Below are 16,055 nucleotides of genomic sequence, written 5' to 3' on the forward strand. Positions count from 1 at the left end.
CTAATTCGTGACACGAACTATCCGGCTCCGGTCAGCTCCACGGGTCGAGGGCGAGCTTGCCGAAGGTCTGGCCGGCGCCGAGGCTCCGGAGGATGGCCGGGCCGTCGGCCAGAGGATGAATCTCGGGAGTGCCCGGGCGATACACACCTTGGGCGATGAGAGCGTTGATCTCGTCGAGCAGAGCCCGGTAGAGGGCGGGCGCAGCGGTGGCCAGTACGCCGATATGCAGGCCCTTCACCTGCACCTGATGGGTGAACACCAAGTCGTGCGTGGTCAGGCCGGCGTCCCCGGAGGCAGCCCCGAGTACGACGACTCGCCCGGTGAAGGGCTTGGTGACCGACAGGCTGACCTCGAACGTAGCCCGCCCGACAGACTCGAGGACCAGGTCGACGCCGCCTGTCAGTTGGGTGATCCGCTCAGCAAGGTCGGGCCGTGCGCTGTCCAGGACCTCGTCGGCCCCGAGCAGGCGGACAGCGTGATGCTTCGCCGGCGACGCCGTGGCAATGACGCGCGCACCGTAGTGACGGGCGAGGCGTACGGCGGCCTGCCCCACTCCGCCGGCCGCCGCATGGATGAGCACCGTGTCACCTGTCCTGATCTCGCCCAGCGGCCGCAAAGCAGCCAGAGCGGTCGTCCAGTTCAGGACCATGCCGAGAGACTCCGCGTCGCTCCAGCCGGAAGGGACGGGAAGCACTCCTGCTGCCGGCATCACCATGTACGCGGCGAAGGCCCCGGGGCCTTCGCCGATGACGTGCGCACCAAGTGGGAGCACACCGCCGACATCAGGTCCGACGCCGACGATTTCGCCGGCTGCTTCGAAGCCCGCGACGTACGGCGCCTGCGGTCCGCCCGCGTAGGTTCCATACGCCTGCATGACGTCCGCGAAGTTGACTCCGGCAGCGCCAACACGAATCAGGTACTCGCCCGTACCTGGGGTGGGGACGCCCAGGTCGGTCCTGAGGAGCAGATCCTCCGGCCCACGCTGCGACCGCTGAACCAGTGCCGGCATCGTCGTGCGTACGGCGTCTTGCTGGTCATTCATCGTCATGAGCCCGAAGCTACGAGCCTCACACTGATGTCAGGGTCAAGTCGATCGGGCTGTACGGCGGGCTTCGAGCAGGAACGCATCGAGCGCTGACTGCTGGGAACCCAGGACCGCGATGCGTGCGGCGAGCCGATCGCGATAGCTCTGCACCTCGTCGAGGAACTCCGTCCGCAGCAACTCCGCGCTCGCGTCGGGTGCGTCCACAAGCCGGGGTAGAACGTCCTTGATCAGTCGCACGGGCAACCCGGACTCCAGCAGTGAGCGGATGACCTGGACCCGCGTGATCGTGGACCGGCAGTAGTCGCGATACCCGTTACTGCACCGACCGGGGACGATCAGGCCTTCCTCTTCATAGAACCGCAACGACCTCGGGCTCACGCCACTGCTCCTGGCGGCTTCACCGATCTTCACAGTCGCATCCAACGTGCAAAGTTCAGGCGACATTCCACCCACTGCCCGCCCGCGAGATTTCGTGATTGCCGCAGCGGATCAGCGATAACGCGGATCCGGCGCGAGGTCGGCAGCGCCACGATCGAGGGGAGCCTGCGCGATCTGCGGGCGACGAAGTGTTCGTAACAGGAGGTTCAGCCATGCCTACCGACGTCCCATCTGCGAAGCGAATCGCACGGTTCATCGAGCCGTTCCGAGTGACCCCGGGCTCGCACGTGACACTCGCCAAGGACTTCGATCCCGCGTTCAAGGCGGGGATCGAGAAGAAGAAGGACGGCGCCGAGCTGTTGACCGAGGGGATCGAGCTGCTGGCGGACTACCAGGCCCGGCTTGCGGCTCAGGACACCGTCGGCGTCGTCGTGATCCTTCAGGCGCTGGACGCGGCCGGCAAGGACGGGACGATCCGCCACGTGATGAGCGGCGTGAATCCCCAGGGCGTGCGAGTCGAGAGCTTCAAGGTTCCTTCGGCGACCGACCTGAACCACGACTTCCTGCGCCGGTACCAGGAGCGCCTGCCGTCCAGGGGCGAGATCGGCATCTTCAACCGCTCCCACTACGAGGAGGTGCTCGTCGTCCGGGTGCACCAGGAGAACCTCGTCCGCCAGAAGCTGCCGCTCGAGACACGCAAGGACCACGTCTGGAAGCACCGCTACGATGCGATCAACAACTGGGAGCGGTACCTCGTCGAGAACGGCTTCCGCATCGTGAAGCTGTTCCTCAACCTCTCGAAGGAGGAGCAGCGCGTCCGCTTCCTCAGGCGCATCGACCTGCCGGAGCACAATTGGAAATTCTCGGCGCACGATGTGCAGGAGCGCCGATCCTGGGACGACTACCAGGAGGCGTTCTCGCAGATGCTCAGCAACACGAGCACCGAGTGGGCTCCCTGGCATGTGATCCCGGCGGACCGCAAGTGGTTCGCCCGCATCGCAGCCGCGGGGGTGATCGCCAACGCACTGATCGAGCTCGACCCGCAGTACCCGACGCTCGACGACGATGCGCTGCGAGACCTTCAGGCGACGAAGTTCGAGCTCGAAGCGGAGGCACCCGAGGGGGCGGCCGCGGATCCGTTCGAACCGACTCTCATGGCGTGGGAGGCGTGAGCAATGGCAGGCAGATTCGTCGCGGCCATCGACCACGGCACCACCAGTACCCGGTGCCTGCTGTTCGGCGAGGATGGCACCGCCGTCGCAACCGCGCAGCGCGGACAGACCATGCATTACCCCGGACCGGGCCTGGTCGAGCTCGACATGGCCGAGGTCTGGCAGCGAACCCAGGAGTGCATCCATGCTGCGCTCGCCGCGGCGGATGCCCAGCCGGCGGACATCGCCGGGATCGGGATCACGAACGAGCGCGAGTCCGTCGTACTGTGGGATCGCCGTACGGGACGCCCGGTAGCGAACTCGATCACCTGGCAGGACACCCGGACGGCGGCCGCCGCCGACGCGCTGGCGGCCGACCAAGGCATCAATCGGTTCCAGCAGCGCACCGGCCTGCCGATCTCGACCTATTCCTCGGCTCTCAAGCTCCGCTGGTTGCTCGACCAGGACCCGGCCAGGCGGTCGGCGGCCGGCCGGGGCGAGCTGTTGTTCGGCACGCCCGACACCTGGCTGCTGTGGAACCTCACCGGCGGTCCCGATGGCGGCGTGCACGTGACCGAGCCGAGCAACGCCAGCCGGACGCTTCTGATGAACCTGCACACGCTCGAGTGGGATCAGGAACTGCTCGACCTGATGGACATCCCGCGTGCGCTACTCCCCGAGATCCGCTCCTCGAGCGAGGTCTACGGCACCGCGAAGGGCGATCTGGCCGGCGTCCCCGTGGCCGGCGTACTCGGCGACCAGCAGGCCTCGTTGCTGGGTCACACGTGCTTCGACCACGGTGACATGAAGAGCACCTACGGCACCGGAGCCTTCCTGCTCGCCAACGTCGGGACGGAGCCGGTCATGTCGAAGCATGGCTTGATCACCACGGTCGCCTGGAAGCTGGGCGACGCCGACGCGGTCTACGCGCTCGAGGGTTCGGTCTCGATGGCCGGCGCCCTCGTCCAGTGGCTCAGCGAGAACCTCGGAATCATCACCGACGCCTCCGAGGTCGAGACCCTCGCGCGATCCGTCGAGGACTCGGGCGGCGTGGTCTTCGTCCCCGCGTTCTCCGGCCTGTTCGCGCCGTACTGGCACGACGATGCGCGCGGGGTGATCGTGGGCCTGACACGGTTCGCCACCAAAGGACACATCGCACGGGCGGCGCTGGAAGCCACGGCGTACCAGACCTACGACCTGGTTGAAGCGATGCTCGCCGACACCGGTCTGGAGGAGCTCGGCGAACTCCGGGTGGATGGAGGCATGACCAAGAATGAGCTGCTGATGCAGTTTCAGGCCGACGTCCTCGGCTCCCACGTGGTCGCTCCGGCCGCGGCCGAGATCACCGCCACCGGCGCCGCGTACGCCGCGGGGCTTGCGACCGGGTTCTGGTCGGGGCTGGACGATCTGCGTGCGAACTACACCATCACGCACGGCTGGGAACCGCACATGAGTGCGGACGAACGAGCGCGCGGCGTCGCCGGCTGGCGCATCGGGGTGGAACGGACCCTGGGCCTGGCCGGAAGAACAGGCTGACGAATTGGGTCCGCTCGACCGCGGACGCCGACAAGTCGGTCGCGCGTGCGTCGGACCCAGTTGTCAGAACGGGAGTTTGGGTTGGGGTGGGGCGTGGGTGGGGTCTACGCCGTCGAAGAGACTGCTGACGGATTCGCCCTCGTGGATGCGCTTGATGGCTTCGGCGAACAGGCCGGCGACCGAGCTGACCTGGAGTTCGGGGAAGCCGGCCGGGCGCGGCACGGTGTCGGTGCTGATCACCTCGGTGATCGACGGGTGCGACCGGAGCCGCTCGACCGCGGCGCCGGCGAACAGGCCGTGGGTGCAGGCGACGGCCGCCTGGGTGCAGCCGCGGTCCTTCAGGCGGTCCAGGAGCTCGATGATCGAGCCGCCGGTGGCGATCTCGTCGTCGAGGATGATCGCCCGCTTGCCCGCGGTGTCGCCGACGATCGCGTCGATCACGACCCGGTCGTCGGCCAGGCGCTGCTTGCTGCCGGCCGCGACCGGCAAGCCGAGCAGCCGGGCGAACTGAGTCGCCGTCTTCGCGTTGCCCAGGTCCGGGCTGACGACGACGGTGTCGGTCAGATCGTGGTTACGGAAGTGGTCCGCGAGTACGCCGATCGCCGTCAGGTGATCGACCGGGACCGAGAAGAAGCCGTGCACCTGGGGCGCGTGCAGGGCCATCGTCAGGACGCGGTCGACGCCGGCCGTGACCAGCAGGTCCGCGACCAGGCGACCGCCGATCGAGATCCGCGAGGAGTCCTTCTTGTCCGAGCGCGCGTACGCGTAGTGCGGCATGACCGCGGTAATCTGCTGGGCCGACGCACCACGCGCGGCGTCGATCATCAGCAGCAGCTCCATCAGGTGCTCCTGCGTCGGCGGCACCAGCGGTTGCACGATGTACACGTCCCGCTGCCGGCAGTTCTCCTGCAGTTGCACCTGAAGACAGTCGTTGCTGAAACGATGGATTTCCACCGGTGCGAGCGGTACGCCGAGATCGGCACAGATCCGCTCCGCCAAACCAGTGTGGGCACTTCCGCTGAACACGACGATCTCTCGCACGGCTCTCCCCGAACGCTGCGACCCCAACACCTGCACCCTATCTCGGGGCTCGGCTGATCAGGACCTCGGTGCTCAACTGACCAGGCGGGCGAGGGTTTCTGCGGCGGCGCGGCAGTCTTCGGTCGATGCGTCGAGGTGGGTTACCACGCGGAGGTGAGTGGGGCCGACGCCGCTGACCAGCAGACCTGCGGAGCGGGCGGACTCGACCACTTGGGGCACAGATGTGCCGGTGGCGGAGAGGTCGGCCACGACGATGTTGGTTTCCACCTGGTCGGGCTTGACCGAGCCGGGGGCGGCGTCGGCCAGCAGCTCGGCGATCAGGCGGGCGTTCGCGTGGTCTTCGGCCAGGCGCTCGACGTTGTGCTCGAGGGCGTACAGGCCGGCGGCGGCCAGCACACCGGCCTGTCGCCAGCCGGCGCCCAGGCGCTTGCGCCAGACACGCGCCTCACGGATCAGCTCGGTCGAGCCGACCAGGACGGAGCCGACGGGCGCACCGAGGCCCTTGGAGAGGCAGACGCTCACGGCGGCAGCGCGGGATGCGTACGCCGAGGCCGGGACACCGGCGGCCACGGACGCGTTCCACAGCCGGGCGCCGTCCAGGTGGAGCGGCAGACCGCGGACGTCCAGTTCGTCGGCGAGAGCGTCGTACTGATGCTGGATGGCCCCACTGCCGAAGTTGTGGGTGTTCTCGACCGAGACCGCCGAGGTAGTGACGAAGTACGGGCCGAGGTCCGGGGCGATCAGCGCGCGGATCTGCTCGAGGTCGATCTGTCCCGCCGGCGCCGACCACGTCCGCGTGGCGACCCCGTTGACGGCCGCGTGTGCGCCGAGCTCGGCGCGGGCGATGTGCGCACTCGCCTCACACAACACCTCGCCACCGCGAGGCACCAGCGCCCGTACGCCGAGCATGTTCGCGAGCGTCCCGGTCACGGTGAACAGCCCGGCCTCATGCCCGAGCAGCCCGGCGACCGTCTCCTCGAGCCGGTTGATCGTCGGGTCCTCGCCGTACACGTCGTCCCCGACCGGGGCGGACGTCATCGCGGCCAGCATCCCCGCCGACGGGCGGGTGACCGTGTCGGACCGCAGATCGATCATGCCCGCACGCCACGCAGCCGCTCGGCGACCAGGAAGGCCAGCTCCAGCGACTGGTGCCGGTTCAGTCGCGGGTCGCAGGCGGTCTCGTACCGATTCACGAGATCCTCCGCGACCAGCTCCTCACCACCGCCGAGGCACTCGGTCACGTCGTCGCCGGTGAGCTCCATGTGCACGCCGCCCGGCCAGGTGCCGACCTGCTCGTGGGCGTCGAAGAACCCCTGCACCTCGTCCATGACGTCGTCGAAGTTGCGGGTCTTGTACCCGTTCGGCGTCTCGTACGTGTTCCCGTGCATCGGGTCGCACACCCACGCGATCGGCGAACCGTGGTCCCGGACGGCCTCCAGCAGCGGCGGCAGCGCCGCGCGGATCTTGCCCGCGCCCATCCGGGTGATGAACGTGAGCCGGCCCTCGATCCCCTTCGGGTTCAGCTTGTCGATCAGGGTCCGGATGTACTCCGGCGTCGTGGTCGGCCCGATCTTCACGCCCAGCGGATTCGTCAGCGAAGCCAGGAACTCGACGTGCGCGCCGTCCAGCTGCCGCGTCCGCTCCCCCACCCACAGGAGGTGACCGGAGACGTCGTACGGCTGCTCGGTGCGCGAGTCGATCCGGGTCAGGGCATGCTCGTACTCGAGGATCAGCGCCTCGTGTGACGCGTAGAAGTCGACCGTCCGGAACTCGTCCGAGGTCGCGCCGCAGGCCCGCATGAAGGCGAGCGCCCGCTCGATCTCGGACGCCAGCTGCTCGTAGCGGCGCCCGACCGGCGACGACTTCACGAAGTCCGTGTTCCACGCGTGCACCTGGTGCAGGTCGGCGTACCCACCGGTGGTGAACGCGCGGGTCAGGTTCAGCGTCGCGGCGGCCGCGTTGTAGACGCCCCGTAGCCGCTGCGGATCCGGGATCCGGGCCTCGGGGGTGAACTCGAGTCCGTTGACGGCGTCACCGCGGTACGTCGGCAGCGTGACACCGTCCCGCGTCTCCAGGCCCGAGCTCCGCGGCTTGGCGTACTGACCGGCGATCCGGCCGACCTTCACGACCGGCACGCTCGCGGCGTACTGGAGTACGACGGACATCTGCAGCAGCACCCGCAGCTTGGCCCGGATGTTCTCCGCCGTCACACCTTCGAAGGTCTCCGCGCAGTCGCCGCCCTGGAGGATGAACGCCTCGCCGCGCGTGACCGCCCCGATCTTCGTGGTCAGGTCGTCGCACTCACCGGCGAACACCAGCGGCGGCAGCTTCCGCAGCTCGCCGATCACCTGATCCAGCACCGCCGCGTCCGGCCACTCCGGCTGCTGCAGCGGCTTCAACGCCCGCAACTCGTCCAGACTCGGAACCCCGGGCACTTCCCCCGCCGTCAACGTCGCAAATTGCATGACCCCAACTCTATTCCAGCCCCCTCACCCCCTCTCACCGGTCTCACGCCGGCTTCGGGGAGGGAAATACCCCGTGAGCGCATCAAAACCCGCCACGATCAGCGCGACTGTCCACAGGGGAGAAGTGGACGGCGGAGAGGGGTGGGAGGGCGGGCATGTTGAGGGGTATGGAGCGATTACTGCAACCGGAGGTGGAGAGGGGCGATAGCGAGGTTCGGCGGTTTGTGGAGCTGCGGGGCCGGCAAGAGGGTGCCTTCACACGCGCCCAGGCAGTGGCACACGGAATCGACGACTGCGTCCTGGCCCGGCGGTGTCGCAACCGGCAGATCCAGCGGATTCACCAAGGCGTGTATGCCGACTTCACCGGACCCCTGCCGTGGCCGACGCGCGTGTGGGTCGCATGGCTCGCCTGTGGTCCCGAAGCCGCTTTGACTGGCGACACGGCGTTGCGCTGGCACGGCTTGAGCGGCGACTGGGACGATCAGTCGATCCACCTCGCAGTGCCGCAGAGCCGAAGGATGGAGCGGCGATCCGGTGTCCGGATCAGCCGCCACCAGAACTTCTCCTCGTGGCTGCTGGGTGGACGCGAGCCCGGGTTGGTACGGCTGGAGGTCGCCGTTCTGACCGCGGCTGCCCGTCGTGCCCCCGATCGACGGGCAGCACTGGTTCTCGATATCTGCCGGCAACGCCGGACCACCCCGGAACGGTTACTGGCCGAACTGAACCAGCTCCCGCGGCTCCGTGGTCGTGCCATGCTGCTGCAGGTCCTGTCGGACGCCGCATCCGGCGTTCAGTCCTACCTCGAGCAGACCTATCTGTCCCGAGTCGAGCGGGCACATGGGCTGCCCGCTGCCGTGCGGCAGGTCCGCGCGACCTACGGCACTACGGTCAACTACCGCGACGTCGAGTACGTTCCTTACGACCTGATCGTCGAGCTCGACGGTCGGCTCGGTCATGCGGATGCCACCTCCACCTGGCGGGACATGTGCCGGGACAACGCCGCGACGCTGCAAGGCAAAACCACCCTGCGCTTCGGGTATCAGCTGGTTTCCGACCCTTGCTCCGCCGCCGGTCAGGTCGGCGCGGCACTCGCCCGCCGCGGCTGGCCTGGGCCGGTCATCCACTGCTCTCCCACCTGCTCCCTCCGTGGAGGCATTTGACCGCCTCCCTGGAGGGTTTCTGGCGCTATCCCGGCAAAAACCTCCCAGATCCAGCGGGATCAGGTGAGGGCGCCGGGGTCGGGGGGTACGTCGACGGCGTGTTCGCGGAGGACTGACAGGGGGATGGTGTCCAGGGAGCGGGCGTGGGAGGACGCCAGTACGACGGGAGCCGCGGCGCCGGCGTGGTACGCCTGCAGCCAGCGGACCGCGACCACGCACCAGCGATCACCCGGCGCGAGACCCGGGAAGCCGAACTCCGGGCGCGGGGTGACCAGGTCGTTTCCGACCGAGGTCTGATGGGCGAGGAACTCCGCCGTCATCACGGCGCAGACCGTGTGACTCCCGAGATCCTCTGGGCCGCTCGTGCAGCAGCCGTCCCGGTAGAAGCCGGTGACCGGATCGGTCCCGCACTCCGCCAGCGGTTCGCCGAGGACGTTCAGGTCGCTGTCCATGGCGACATCCTGACCCGAACGGGTGGCAAAGACCGTCAGCTGGCCTTGGTGTCGCCGAGGCGGAGGTGCTCGTCGACGGACTCGCCGGCCTTGATCAGCTCCTTGGCCTTGTCGGCGTACATGTCGACGTACTCCTGGCCGGACAGCTCCATCAGCGCGTACATGATCTCGTCGGTGACCGAGCGGAGCACGAACCGGTCCCGCTCCATCCCCTCGTAGCGGGAGAAGTCGAGCGGCTTGCCGATTGCCACGCCCGGGCGGACCAGCCGGGGCAGCCGGCGGCCGGGCTCACGGATCAGCCACTGCGGCATCATGGTGCCCGGCGGCTGCAGCTTCTCGGTGTCGATCATCGCGACCGGGATCACCGGGACGCCGGCCACGATCGCCATCCGGGCGACACCGGTCTTGCCCTTGTAGAGCCGGCCGTCGGGCGAGCGGGTGCCCTCGGGGTAGATCCCGAACAGCTCGCCCTTCTTCAGGATGTCCAGACCGGTGTTCAGCGCGGCCAGCGAGGCCCGCCCGCCGGAGCGGTCGATCGGGATCTGGCCCACCGACCGGAAGAAGGTCGCGACCAGCTTCCCCTTCAGCCCGGGAGCGGTGAAGTACTCCGACTTGGCCGGGAAGACGATCTGGCGTGGTACGGCGACCGGCAGGAAGATCGAGTCGCAGAACGCCAGGTGGTTGCTGACCAGCAACGCCGGGCCTTCGGCCGGGATGTTCTCCAGCCCGGTCACCTTGGGGCGGAAGAGCAGCTTCACCAACGGTGCGACCAGGAACCGTCTGAGGAACAGGTACAGCATCGCCTTCACCTCCGTCACTCGTCCGTCACGTACACTCGGCCCAGTACCCAGTGTCCGCCCGCGGCGACAGTTGCGACAGCGCCGGCGCCCACCGTCGGTGCAGGACATTACGTTCCAGCTTCCCCCTCAGGCAATGTCACCGCCAGGAATGCGGGTGTTGCTCACCGTGTTGTCACCTGGATGCAGACTGGACGCAGCCCAGATGCGACCATGGGCTGGCGCACAGATCCAGTCGTGACCCCGGCCGTGATCTGGCCGCCTGTGAGGACCCTGACCGGCGAGGAGTCGACGTGCCAGTGCAAGGCCACGCGGAGGAATACCGCAGTCCCGGGACCGGGGAGAACGCCGCCGTCGGAGTCCTCCTCAGTCACGGATTCACCGGGTCACCGAAGTCGATGCGTCCGTTCGCCGAACACCTGGCCGCCGAGGGGTACGGCGTCGCCGTGCCGCGCCTGCCCGGTCACGGGACCAGCTGGCAGGAGATGAACAAGACCGGCTGGCCGGACTGGTACGCCGTCCTGGACAACGAGCTGGAGCGGTTGCGCAAGGAGCACGACCAGGTGTTCCTGATCGGACTGTCGATGGGCGGCTGCCTGGTCCTGCGGCTGGCCGAGGAGCACGGCGCGGACATTTCCGGTCTGGTCCTGATCAACCCCTCGGTGCGGACCGACGACAAGCGGTTGGTGCTGCTGCCGGTGCTGTCCCGGCTGGTGCCGTCGTTCCCGGGCATCTCGAACGACATCAAGCAGCCGGGCGCCGACGAGGGCGCGTACGACCGGATGCCGTTGCGCGCACTGCTCTCGCTGTCCCAGCTCTGGCAGCTCACCCGGGACGATCTCGGGAAGGTGACGCAGCCGGTGCTGCTGTTCCGCAGTACTGTCGATCATGTGGTGGAACCGAGCTCGGGGAGGACGGTGCTGTCCTCGATCTCGTCCCGCGACGTGACCGAGACCCTGCTCGAGGACAGCTATCACGTGGCAACTCTGGACAACGACGCTCCGCGGATCTTCGCCGACTCCGCGGCCTTCATCCGCCGGTTGAGCGGTCGTGGCGATGCGTGACAACGGACTGACGGCGGCGCAGTACAGCTCACTCGGCGGTATCGACCCACTGGTCGCCGAGCCGGTGCTGGCCGCCCTGGCCGACGCCGGCATCGCCGCGTACTGCGGATCTCCCGGCGAGCCCCGGACCACGGAGACGTCCGACGTCGACGCCCGTACGCCGGACTCCGCCGACGAACCGCGGGCCGAGGCGGAGTCCGACAAGCCCGAAGCCCCGGCCAAGGCTGAGGAACCGGCGGCGGTGCCGGCCGGGTTCGAGGAGATCTTCGTCGACGCCGACGCGGTGGACCGGGCCCGGCCGGTGATCGAGCGGAGCACCGAGGACGCCGAGTGGGCGTCGCTGGTCGAGCAGTTCAGCGCACCGTCCGCACCCGGGCACGACAGCGGGGACACGGCGGTGCCGCGGTGGCCGGCCAGTGAGGACGTCGACGAGAAGTACGAGCCGCTGATCGACGTACCGGCGAGTCTGACCTTCGAGGACAAGGCCGCGGACGAGGACGAGGAGCCGGCGAAGAAGGCCGACGACCCGCACGACCACTTCGTCCCGCCGGAGCCGCCGCGCGGTCCCCGGCTGGACTGGATCAGCCGACTCGCCTGGCTCGGCCTGATCGGCGGCCCGTTGCTGCTGATCGCGGCCGCGGTGCTCGACTTCGGCACCGGCCGGATCACGACGCTCGCGGTGGTCGGTTTCGTCGGCGGCTTCCTCACCCTGGTCATCCGGATGAAGGATCGGTTGCCACCAGATGACACGCCCGACGACGGGGCGGTCGTCTGAGTTAGAGTGCGGATCGTCGGACAATCCGACGACTTCCGAGGGAGGTACCCGTGCAGGTCACCGAGACCGTCGAGATCACCGGCCACCTGATGGACACCGGGCTGCTGTCCCGGGTCCTCGACGACATCCGCGGGTACGGCGGTGACTACACGCTGGACAAGTTCGACCTCGGCTACGACAAGGACGACCCGTCCACGGTCCGGATGACGGTCGGCGCCGAGGACGAGGAAGCCCTCCAGCGGCTGCTGATGCGGATCCAGACCAAGGGCGCGAACCTGGTCAACCCCGGCGAGCCGGAGATCAGTGCGGTGGCCCAGGACGGCGTCTTCCCGGACGGCTTCTACTCGACCACCAACCTGCCGACCAGCGTCCGGCTGCACGGCCACTGGGTCCAGGTGCGGAACCCGGAGATGGACTGCGGCCTGCTGGTCGAGGGGGATGACGTCCGCACCATCCCGATGTCGGAGGTGCGGGCCGGCATGCGGATCATCACCAGCGCCCAGGGCGTCCGGGTCACTCCCCCGATCGCCGAGACCCCCGAGGGCGGCTTCGGCTTCATGGAGTCGGACGTCTCCAGCGAGAAGCCTCAGCGGGTCCTGGTCCGCCAGGTCGCCGACGGGATGCGGGAGGCGAAGGCGAACGGCGAGAAGGTGCTCTGGGTCGGCGGCCCGGGCATCGTCCACACCGGCGCGGCACCGGCCATGGTCGCGCTGGTCGAGGCCGGTTTCGTCGACGTCCTCTTCGCCGGGAACGCGCTCGCCACGCACGACATCGAGTCGTCGCTCTACGGCACGTCGCTGGGCGTCGACCTGGACCGGGGCCGCGGGGTCGAGCACGGTCACGAGCACCACATCCGCGCGATCAACACGATCCGCAAGGCGGGTTCGATCGCGGCCGCGGTCGACCAAGGGGTGCTCACCTCGGGCGTGATGCACGCACTGGTGAAGATGGGCAAGAAGTTCGTCCTGGTCGGATCCGTGCGCGACGACGGCCCACTGCCCGACGTGTACACCGACGTGCTCGAGGGCCAGCGGGCGATGCGCGCCGAACTGCCCGGCGTCGGCTACTGCCTGATGGCCGCGACGATGCTGCATTCCGTTGCCACTGGCAACATCCTGCCGGCGTCCATCCCGCTGACCTGTGTGGACATCAACCCGGCGACGGTGACCAAGCTGGCCGACCGTGGTTCGTCCCACGCCCGCGGCATCGTCACCGACGTCGGCCTCTTCGTCGAACACCTGGCCCGCGAACTGTCCCCGTCGTACGCCGAGGTCAAGTAGACTTCCTGGCGATGTCACAGAGCTTCGAGGCCTTCCTGATCCGGTTCGAGGAGGCCAACACGGCCTTCGTCAATGGCGATGTCTCGTTGTGGCTGCCGTTGGTGTCGCGCAGCGAGCAGAGCTCGATCTTCGGTGGGTTCGGTGGCCAGGAGGTCGGCTGGTCGCAGATCGGGCCGCGGTACGCCTGGGCCGCCTCGCAGTTCCGGCCGAGTGGCGCGAAGGTCGAGTTCGAGTACCTCGAGAAGCACGTCGGCTCCGATACGGCCTACACCGTCGCGATCGAACGCTGCACCGTCCGGCACCTGAGCCAGATCGAGGCGGTCCCGCACGTGCTGCGGGCCACGATGGTCTTCCGCGCCGAGGACGGTGAGTGGAAGATCGCTCACCGGCACGCCGATCCACTCAGCCCTACCGCGTCGCCGTCGGGCCCCTGACCGGGTGGTGTTGGATGTGGGCATGACCGAGCTCGTGCAGCTGGATGTGACCGACGGCGTGGCCACGATCACGCTGGACTCCCCGCACAACAAGAACGCGCTCTCTCAGCAGCTGACCGGCGAGCTCCTGGAGCGGCTGGACAGCGCCGGGAACGACGAACTGGTCCGGGTGATCGTGATCCGCTCGGCGCTGGACGTGTTCTGCTCCGGCGCCGACCTGTCCGAGGCGACCACGGTCGGCATGGGTGTCGGCGCGCAGCGGATGGTCGACGTACAGCGCGCGATCGTCGCCAACCCCAAGCCGGTGGTGGCGCGGGTCGCCGGGCCGGTGCGCGCGGGCGGGATCGGCATCGTCGCGGCGGCCGACATCAGCATCGCCGGCGAGAGCGCTACGTTCGCGCTGACCGAGGTCCGGCTCGGCCTGGCCGCGGCGACGATCTCGCTGACCGTGCTCCCCCGGCTGACCGATCGCGCGGCGTCGTACACCTTCCTCACCGGCAACGGCTTCGACGGGACCGAGGCGGCGCGCCTCGGTCTCGTCACCCGCGCGGTGCCCGACCAGGACCTGGACGTCAGGGTCGACGCGGTCGTGCAGGCGCTCCTGAAGGGTGCCCCGCAAGGCCTCCGGGAGAGCAAGAAGCTGCTCAACCGCGAGCTCCTCGCAGACATCGATGCCCGCGGCAAGGACCTCGCTGGGCTCTCCGCCGACCTGTTCGGCTCGCCCGCGGCCCAGGAAGCGATGCTCGCCTTCCTGAACCGCAAGCGGGGCTAGCGGCTACTTCGGCACCTTGTCGTAGGCGGTCTGCTGAATCTCCAGGTAGCGCTTCAGGCCGAGACCGTCGAGACCCTTCACGTAGGCGTCCCAGTCCTTGTTCAGGTCCTTCGAGCCGGTGATGAACTGCAGCGAGTTCTGCTGCACGTAGTTCTCGATGTTGGTCTGCAGCGTCGCGACCTCGCTGCCGAGCGACGGGTCGATCCACACCTTCCAGTACGGGTACGTCTGCGCCTTGTCCTCCTTGCCGGAGTACAGCTTGGTCGCCTCGAAGAGCCGGCGCTCATAGCCTGCCTGGGAGTAGAGGTCGGTGCTGACCGACTCGGACGCGCGGAACGTCGCGGTGTTGTTGTACTGCGCGAGTGCCTGCCAGGCCGTGTTCGCGGGCTTCGCGCCGGCCTTCTGCGGGATCTGCCGGTACAGCGGGGTGAGTGTCTTGTCGAGCGCCACCTCGCCGGTCTGCGGCTTGGCCCAGGTCTTGCCCTCGGTGCCGAACAATCCGTTGATCTCGCCCTGCTCGGTGAAGATGTAGTCGAGCAGCTTGATCGCCTGGATCTGCTCTTCCTGGGTCGCCTTGCTGGTCAGCACGAAGGTGGCGCCGGGCACACTCGGGAAGTTGTAGCCGGTGAAGTTCGCGCCCTTCGGGCCGGTCAGGGGCGGCACCGCGTCGTACTGCTTGTCGCGTCCGTCGGGCGAGCCGATGGTGACGAAGATGCCCGGGTGCAGCACAGTGGCGGAGCCGAGGACCACGGCGCCGGCGTTGTCACCCTGCTGCTGCAGCGCGTCCGCGTTCTGGGTGAACGCGCCCTTGTCGATCAGACCTTCCTTGTACAGCGAGTTCAGGTAGGCCAGCCCCTCCTTCCAGCCGTCCTTGTTCGCCTGGATGTCGACCTTGCCATCCTTCAGCACCAGGGTCGAGTTGTTGTTGCCGCTGGTGCCTTGCGGGTCGTAGATGAAGGCGTTCATGAAGTACGGGATCAGGCTGTCGCGGACGTCCGCGCTGATCGGGATCTCGTCCGCCTTGCCGTTGCCGTTCGGGTCCTGGGTCTTGAACGCCTGCAGGACCTTGCGCATGTCCTCAGTTGTCTTCGGCTGCTGGAGGCCGAGCTTCTTCAACCAGGTGGAGTTCAGCCAGAGCTTGTCCTGGTAGGTGCAGTGGAAGCAGTCCACCCACTGCGGCATGCCGTAGATCTTGCCGTCCGGGGCGGTCGCCATCGCCTTCCAGTCCGGCGTTGCGTCGAGCGCCTTCTTGATGTTCGGCGCGTACTGGTCGATCAGCTGGTTGAGCGGTACGACGGCGCCCTGGTTCGCCAGCTTCAGCAGGTCGGCCTGGGTGAACTGGTCGACCCACGGGATCAGCATGTAGAGGTCCGGATAGTCACCACTGGCCAGCGAGATCTGCCGCTTCTCCTTGGCCGGGCCGGCGTCGTACGTGGTGGTCTGCCATTTGAAGGTGATGTTGAACTTCTGGTTCGCCAGCTTGGTGAACTCGTTCGTGGCGAGGTTGAAGTCCGGCCCCTGGGGGGCGAAGACATCGAGCGTCACCGCCGGATTGCCCGTGACGGTGGGCAGCGGTTTGGAGTCACCGGAGGCCGTCCCGCCGTTGCCCGAGCAGGCGGCCAGGCCGAGTGACAGCAGGGTCAGGCCGGCGATCGCGGCCGTGGTGGAACGTCGGAACTGAACAGACATGGTCCCTCACAGGGGT

At 68.1% G+C, this 16,055-nt stretch carries 16 protein-coding genes; 8 read left to right on the forward strand and 8 right to left on the reverse strand.

Annotated elements, in window-relative coordinates:
• Positions 1-31: 31 nt before the first annotated feature.
• A complete protein-coding gene (locus ACXC9Q_RS21625; protein WP_457058420.1) occupies positions 32-1,048 on the reverse strand; it encodes a zinc-binding dehydrogenase in 1,017 nt (338 codons plus the stop codon).
• 36 nt (positions 1,049-1,084) lie between these two features.
• Positions 1,085-1,489, reverse strand: a complete 405-nt coding sequence (locus tag ACXC9Q_RS21630) for a MerR family transcriptional regulator (protein WP_457058421.1) — start codon at positions 1,487-1,489, stop codon at positions 1,085-1,087.
• A gap of 146 nt (positions 1,490-1,635) precedes the next feature.
• Here ACXC9Q_RS21630 and ACXC9Q_RS21635 point away from each other — a divergent pair, with 146 nt between their 5' ends.
• Both ACXC9Q_RS21635 and glpK read left to right on the forward strand, forming a co-directional pair.
• Entirely contained in the window at positions 1,636-2,595 is a 960-nt protein-coding gene (locus ACXC9Q_RS21635; protein ID WP_457058422.1) for a polyphosphate kinase 2 family protein, read from the forward strand.
• A 3-nt stretch (positions 2,596-2,598) separates the two neighbouring features.
• Positions 2,599-4,110, forward strand: coding sequence for a glycerol kinase GlpK (gene glpK / locus ACXC9Q_RS21640; RefSeq protein WP_457058423.1), 1,512 nt, complete (start codon positions 2,599-2,601; stop codon positions 4,108-4,110).
• 63 nt (positions 4,111-4,173) lie between these two features.
• Here the strand turns inward: glpK and ACXC9Q_RS21645 are convergent, their stop codons facing one another.
• From ACXC9Q_RS21645 to ACXC9Q_RS21655, 3 genes are all read right to left on the reverse strand, one after another.
• Positions 4,174-5,151, reverse strand: coding sequence for a ribose-phosphate diphosphokinase (locus ACXC9Q_RS21645; protein ID WP_457058424.1), 978 nt, complete (start codon positions 5,149-5,151; stop codon positions 4,174-4,176).
• Between the two features lie 72 nt (positions 5,152-5,223).
• Complete coding sequence (locus ACXC9Q_RS21650) at positions 5,224-6,246, reverse strand: threonine aldolase family protein (protein ID WP_457058425.1); 1,023 nt, start codon at positions 6,244-6,246, stop codon at positions 5,224-5,226.
• Positions 6,243-7,616 carry a class II 3-deoxy-7-phosphoheptulonate synthase gene (locus tag ACXC9Q_RS21655; protein ID WP_457058426.1) on the reverse strand — a complete coding sequence of 458 codons (1,374 nt, stop codon included), beginning with the start codon at positions 7,614-7,616 and terminating at the stop codon, positions 6,243-6,245. The genes ACXC9Q_RS21650 and ACXC9Q_RS21655 overlap by 4 nt, the downstream gene beginning before the upstream one ends.
• Positions 7,617-8,044: 428 nt before the next feature.
• Between ACXC9Q_RS21655 and ACXC9Q_RS21660 the strand changes: the two genes are divergently transcribed.
• Positions 8,045-8,776, forward strand: a complete 732-nt coding sequence (locus ACXC9Q_RS21660) for a hypothetical protein (RefSeq protein ID WP_457058427.1) — start codon at positions 8,045-8,047, stop codon at positions 8,774-8,776.
• Between the two features lie 59 nt (positions 8,777-8,835).
• Here the strand turns inward: ACXC9Q_RS21660 and ACXC9Q_RS21665 are convergent, their stop codons facing one another.
• Together ACXC9Q_RS21665 and ACXC9Q_RS21670 are read right to left on the reverse strand one after the other, a co-directional pair.
• A complete protein-coding gene (locus ACXC9Q_RS21665; RefSeq protein ID WP_457058428.1) occupies positions 8,836-9,228 on the reverse strand; it encodes a DUF2237 family protein in 393 nt (130 codons plus the stop codon).
• A 35-nt stretch (positions 9,229-9,263) separates the two neighbouring features.
• Complete coding sequence (locus ACXC9Q_RS21670; RefSeq protein WP_457058429.1) at positions 9,264-10,046, reverse strand: lysophospholipid acyltransferase family protein; 783 nt, start codon at positions 10,044-10,046, stop codon at positions 9,264-9,266.
• A gap of 272 nt (positions 10,047-10,318) precedes the next feature.
• On the opposite strand from ACXC9Q_RS21670, the gene ACXC9Q_RS21675 reads away from it, so the two are divergent.
• Genes ACXC9Q_RS21675 through ACXC9Q_RS21695 form a run of 5 tightly spaced genes read left to right on the forward strand, consistent with a single transcriptional unit; the run spans position 10,319 to position 14,350 of the window.
• On the forward strand, positions 10,319-11,089 hold the full coding sequence (locus ACXC9Q_RS21675) for an alpha/beta hydrolase (protein ID WP_457058431.1): 771 nt from the start codon (positions 10,319-10,321) through the stop codon (positions 11,087-11,089).
• On the forward strand, positions 11,082-11,864 hold the full coding sequence (locus ACXC9Q_RS21680; protein ID WP_457058432.1) for a hypothetical protein: 783 nt from the start codon (positions 11,082-11,084) through the stop codon (positions 11,862-11,864). Before ACXC9Q_RS21675 ends, ACXC9Q_RS21680 begins: the two co-directional genes overlap by 8 nt.
• Before the next feature lie 50 nt (positions 11,865-11,914).
• Positions 11,915-13,144, forward strand: coding sequence for an ornithine cyclodeaminase, nickel-pincer nucleotide-dependent (locus ACXC9Q_RS21685; protein ID WP_457058433.1), 1,230 nt, complete (start codon positions 11,915-11,917; stop codon positions 13,142-13,144).
• Positions 13,145-13,155: 11 nt separating this feature from the next.
• Positions 13,156-13,578 carry a YybH family protein gene (locus ACXC9Q_RS21690; protein WP_457058434.1) on the forward strand — a complete coding sequence of 141 codons (423 nt, stop codon included), beginning with the start codon at positions 13,156-13,158 and terminating at the stop codon, positions 13,576-13,578.
• 22 nt (positions 13,579-13,600) lie between these two features.
• Positions 13,601-14,350: an enoyl-CoA hydratase-related protein gene (locus ACXC9Q_RS21695; RefSeq protein ID WP_457058435.1), complete on the forward strand. Its 750-nt coding sequence runs from the start codon at positions 13,601-13,603 to the stop codon at positions 14,348-14,350.
• 3 nt (positions 14,351-14,353) lie between these two features.
• Here ACXC9Q_RS21695 and ACXC9Q_RS21700 read toward each other — a convergent pair whose 3' ends face one another.
• Positions 14,354-16,039, reverse strand: coding sequence for an ABC transporter substrate-binding protein (locus tag ACXC9Q_RS21700; protein ID WP_457058436.1), 1,686 nt, complete (start codon positions 16,037-16,039; stop codon positions 14,354-14,356).
• Between the last annotated feature and the right edge of the window lie 16 nt (positions 16,040-16,055).

Source organism: Kribbella sp. CWNU-51 (assembly GCF_054073265.1).

Coding starts and splice junctions, on each gene's coding strand:
- ACXC9Q_RS21650 (WP_457058425.1), bottom strand. CDS start 6,246: ATGATCGATCTGCGGTCCGACACGGTCACCCGCCCGTCGGCGGGGATG.
- ACXC9Q_RS21635 (WP_457058422.1), top strand. CDS start 1,636: ATGCCTACCGACGTCCCATCTGCGAAGCGAATCGCACGGTTCATCGAG.
- ACXC9Q_RS21665 (WP_457058428.1), bottom strand. CDS start 9,228: ATGGACAGCGACCTGAACGTCCTCGGCGAACCGCTGGCGGAGTGCGGG.
- ACXC9Q_RS21695 (WP_457058435.1), top strand. CDS start 13,601: ATGACCGAGCTCGTGCAGCTGGATGTGACCGACGGCGTGGCCACGATC.
- ACXC9Q_RS21630 (WP_457058421.1), bottom strand. CDS start 1,489: ATGTCGCCTGAACTTTGCACGTTGGATGCGACTGTGAAGATCGGTGAA.
- ACXC9Q_RS21680 (WP_457058432.1), top strand. CDS start 11,082: ATGCGTGACAACGGACTGACGGCGGCGCAGTACAGCTCACTCGGCGGT.
- ACXC9Q_RS21655 (WP_457058426.1), bottom strand. CDS start 7,616: ATGCAATTTGCGACGTTGACGGCGGGGGAAGTGCCCGGGGTTCCGAGT.
- ACXC9Q_RS21690 (WP_457058434.1), top strand. CDS start 13,156: ATGTCACAGAGCTTCGAGGCCTTCCTGATCCGGTTCGAGGAGGCCAAC.
- glpK (WP_457058423.1), top strand. CDS start 2,599: ATGGCAGGCAGATTCGTCGCGGCCATCGACCACGGCACCACCAGTACC.
- ACXC9Q_RS21700 (WP_457058436.1), bottom strand. CDS start 16,039: ATGTCTGTTCAGTTCCGACGTTCCACCACGGCCGCGATCGCCGGCCTG.
- ACXC9Q_RS21625 (WP_457058420.1), bottom strand. CDS start 1,048: ATGACGATGAATGACCAGCAAGACGCCGTACGCACGACGATGCCGGCA.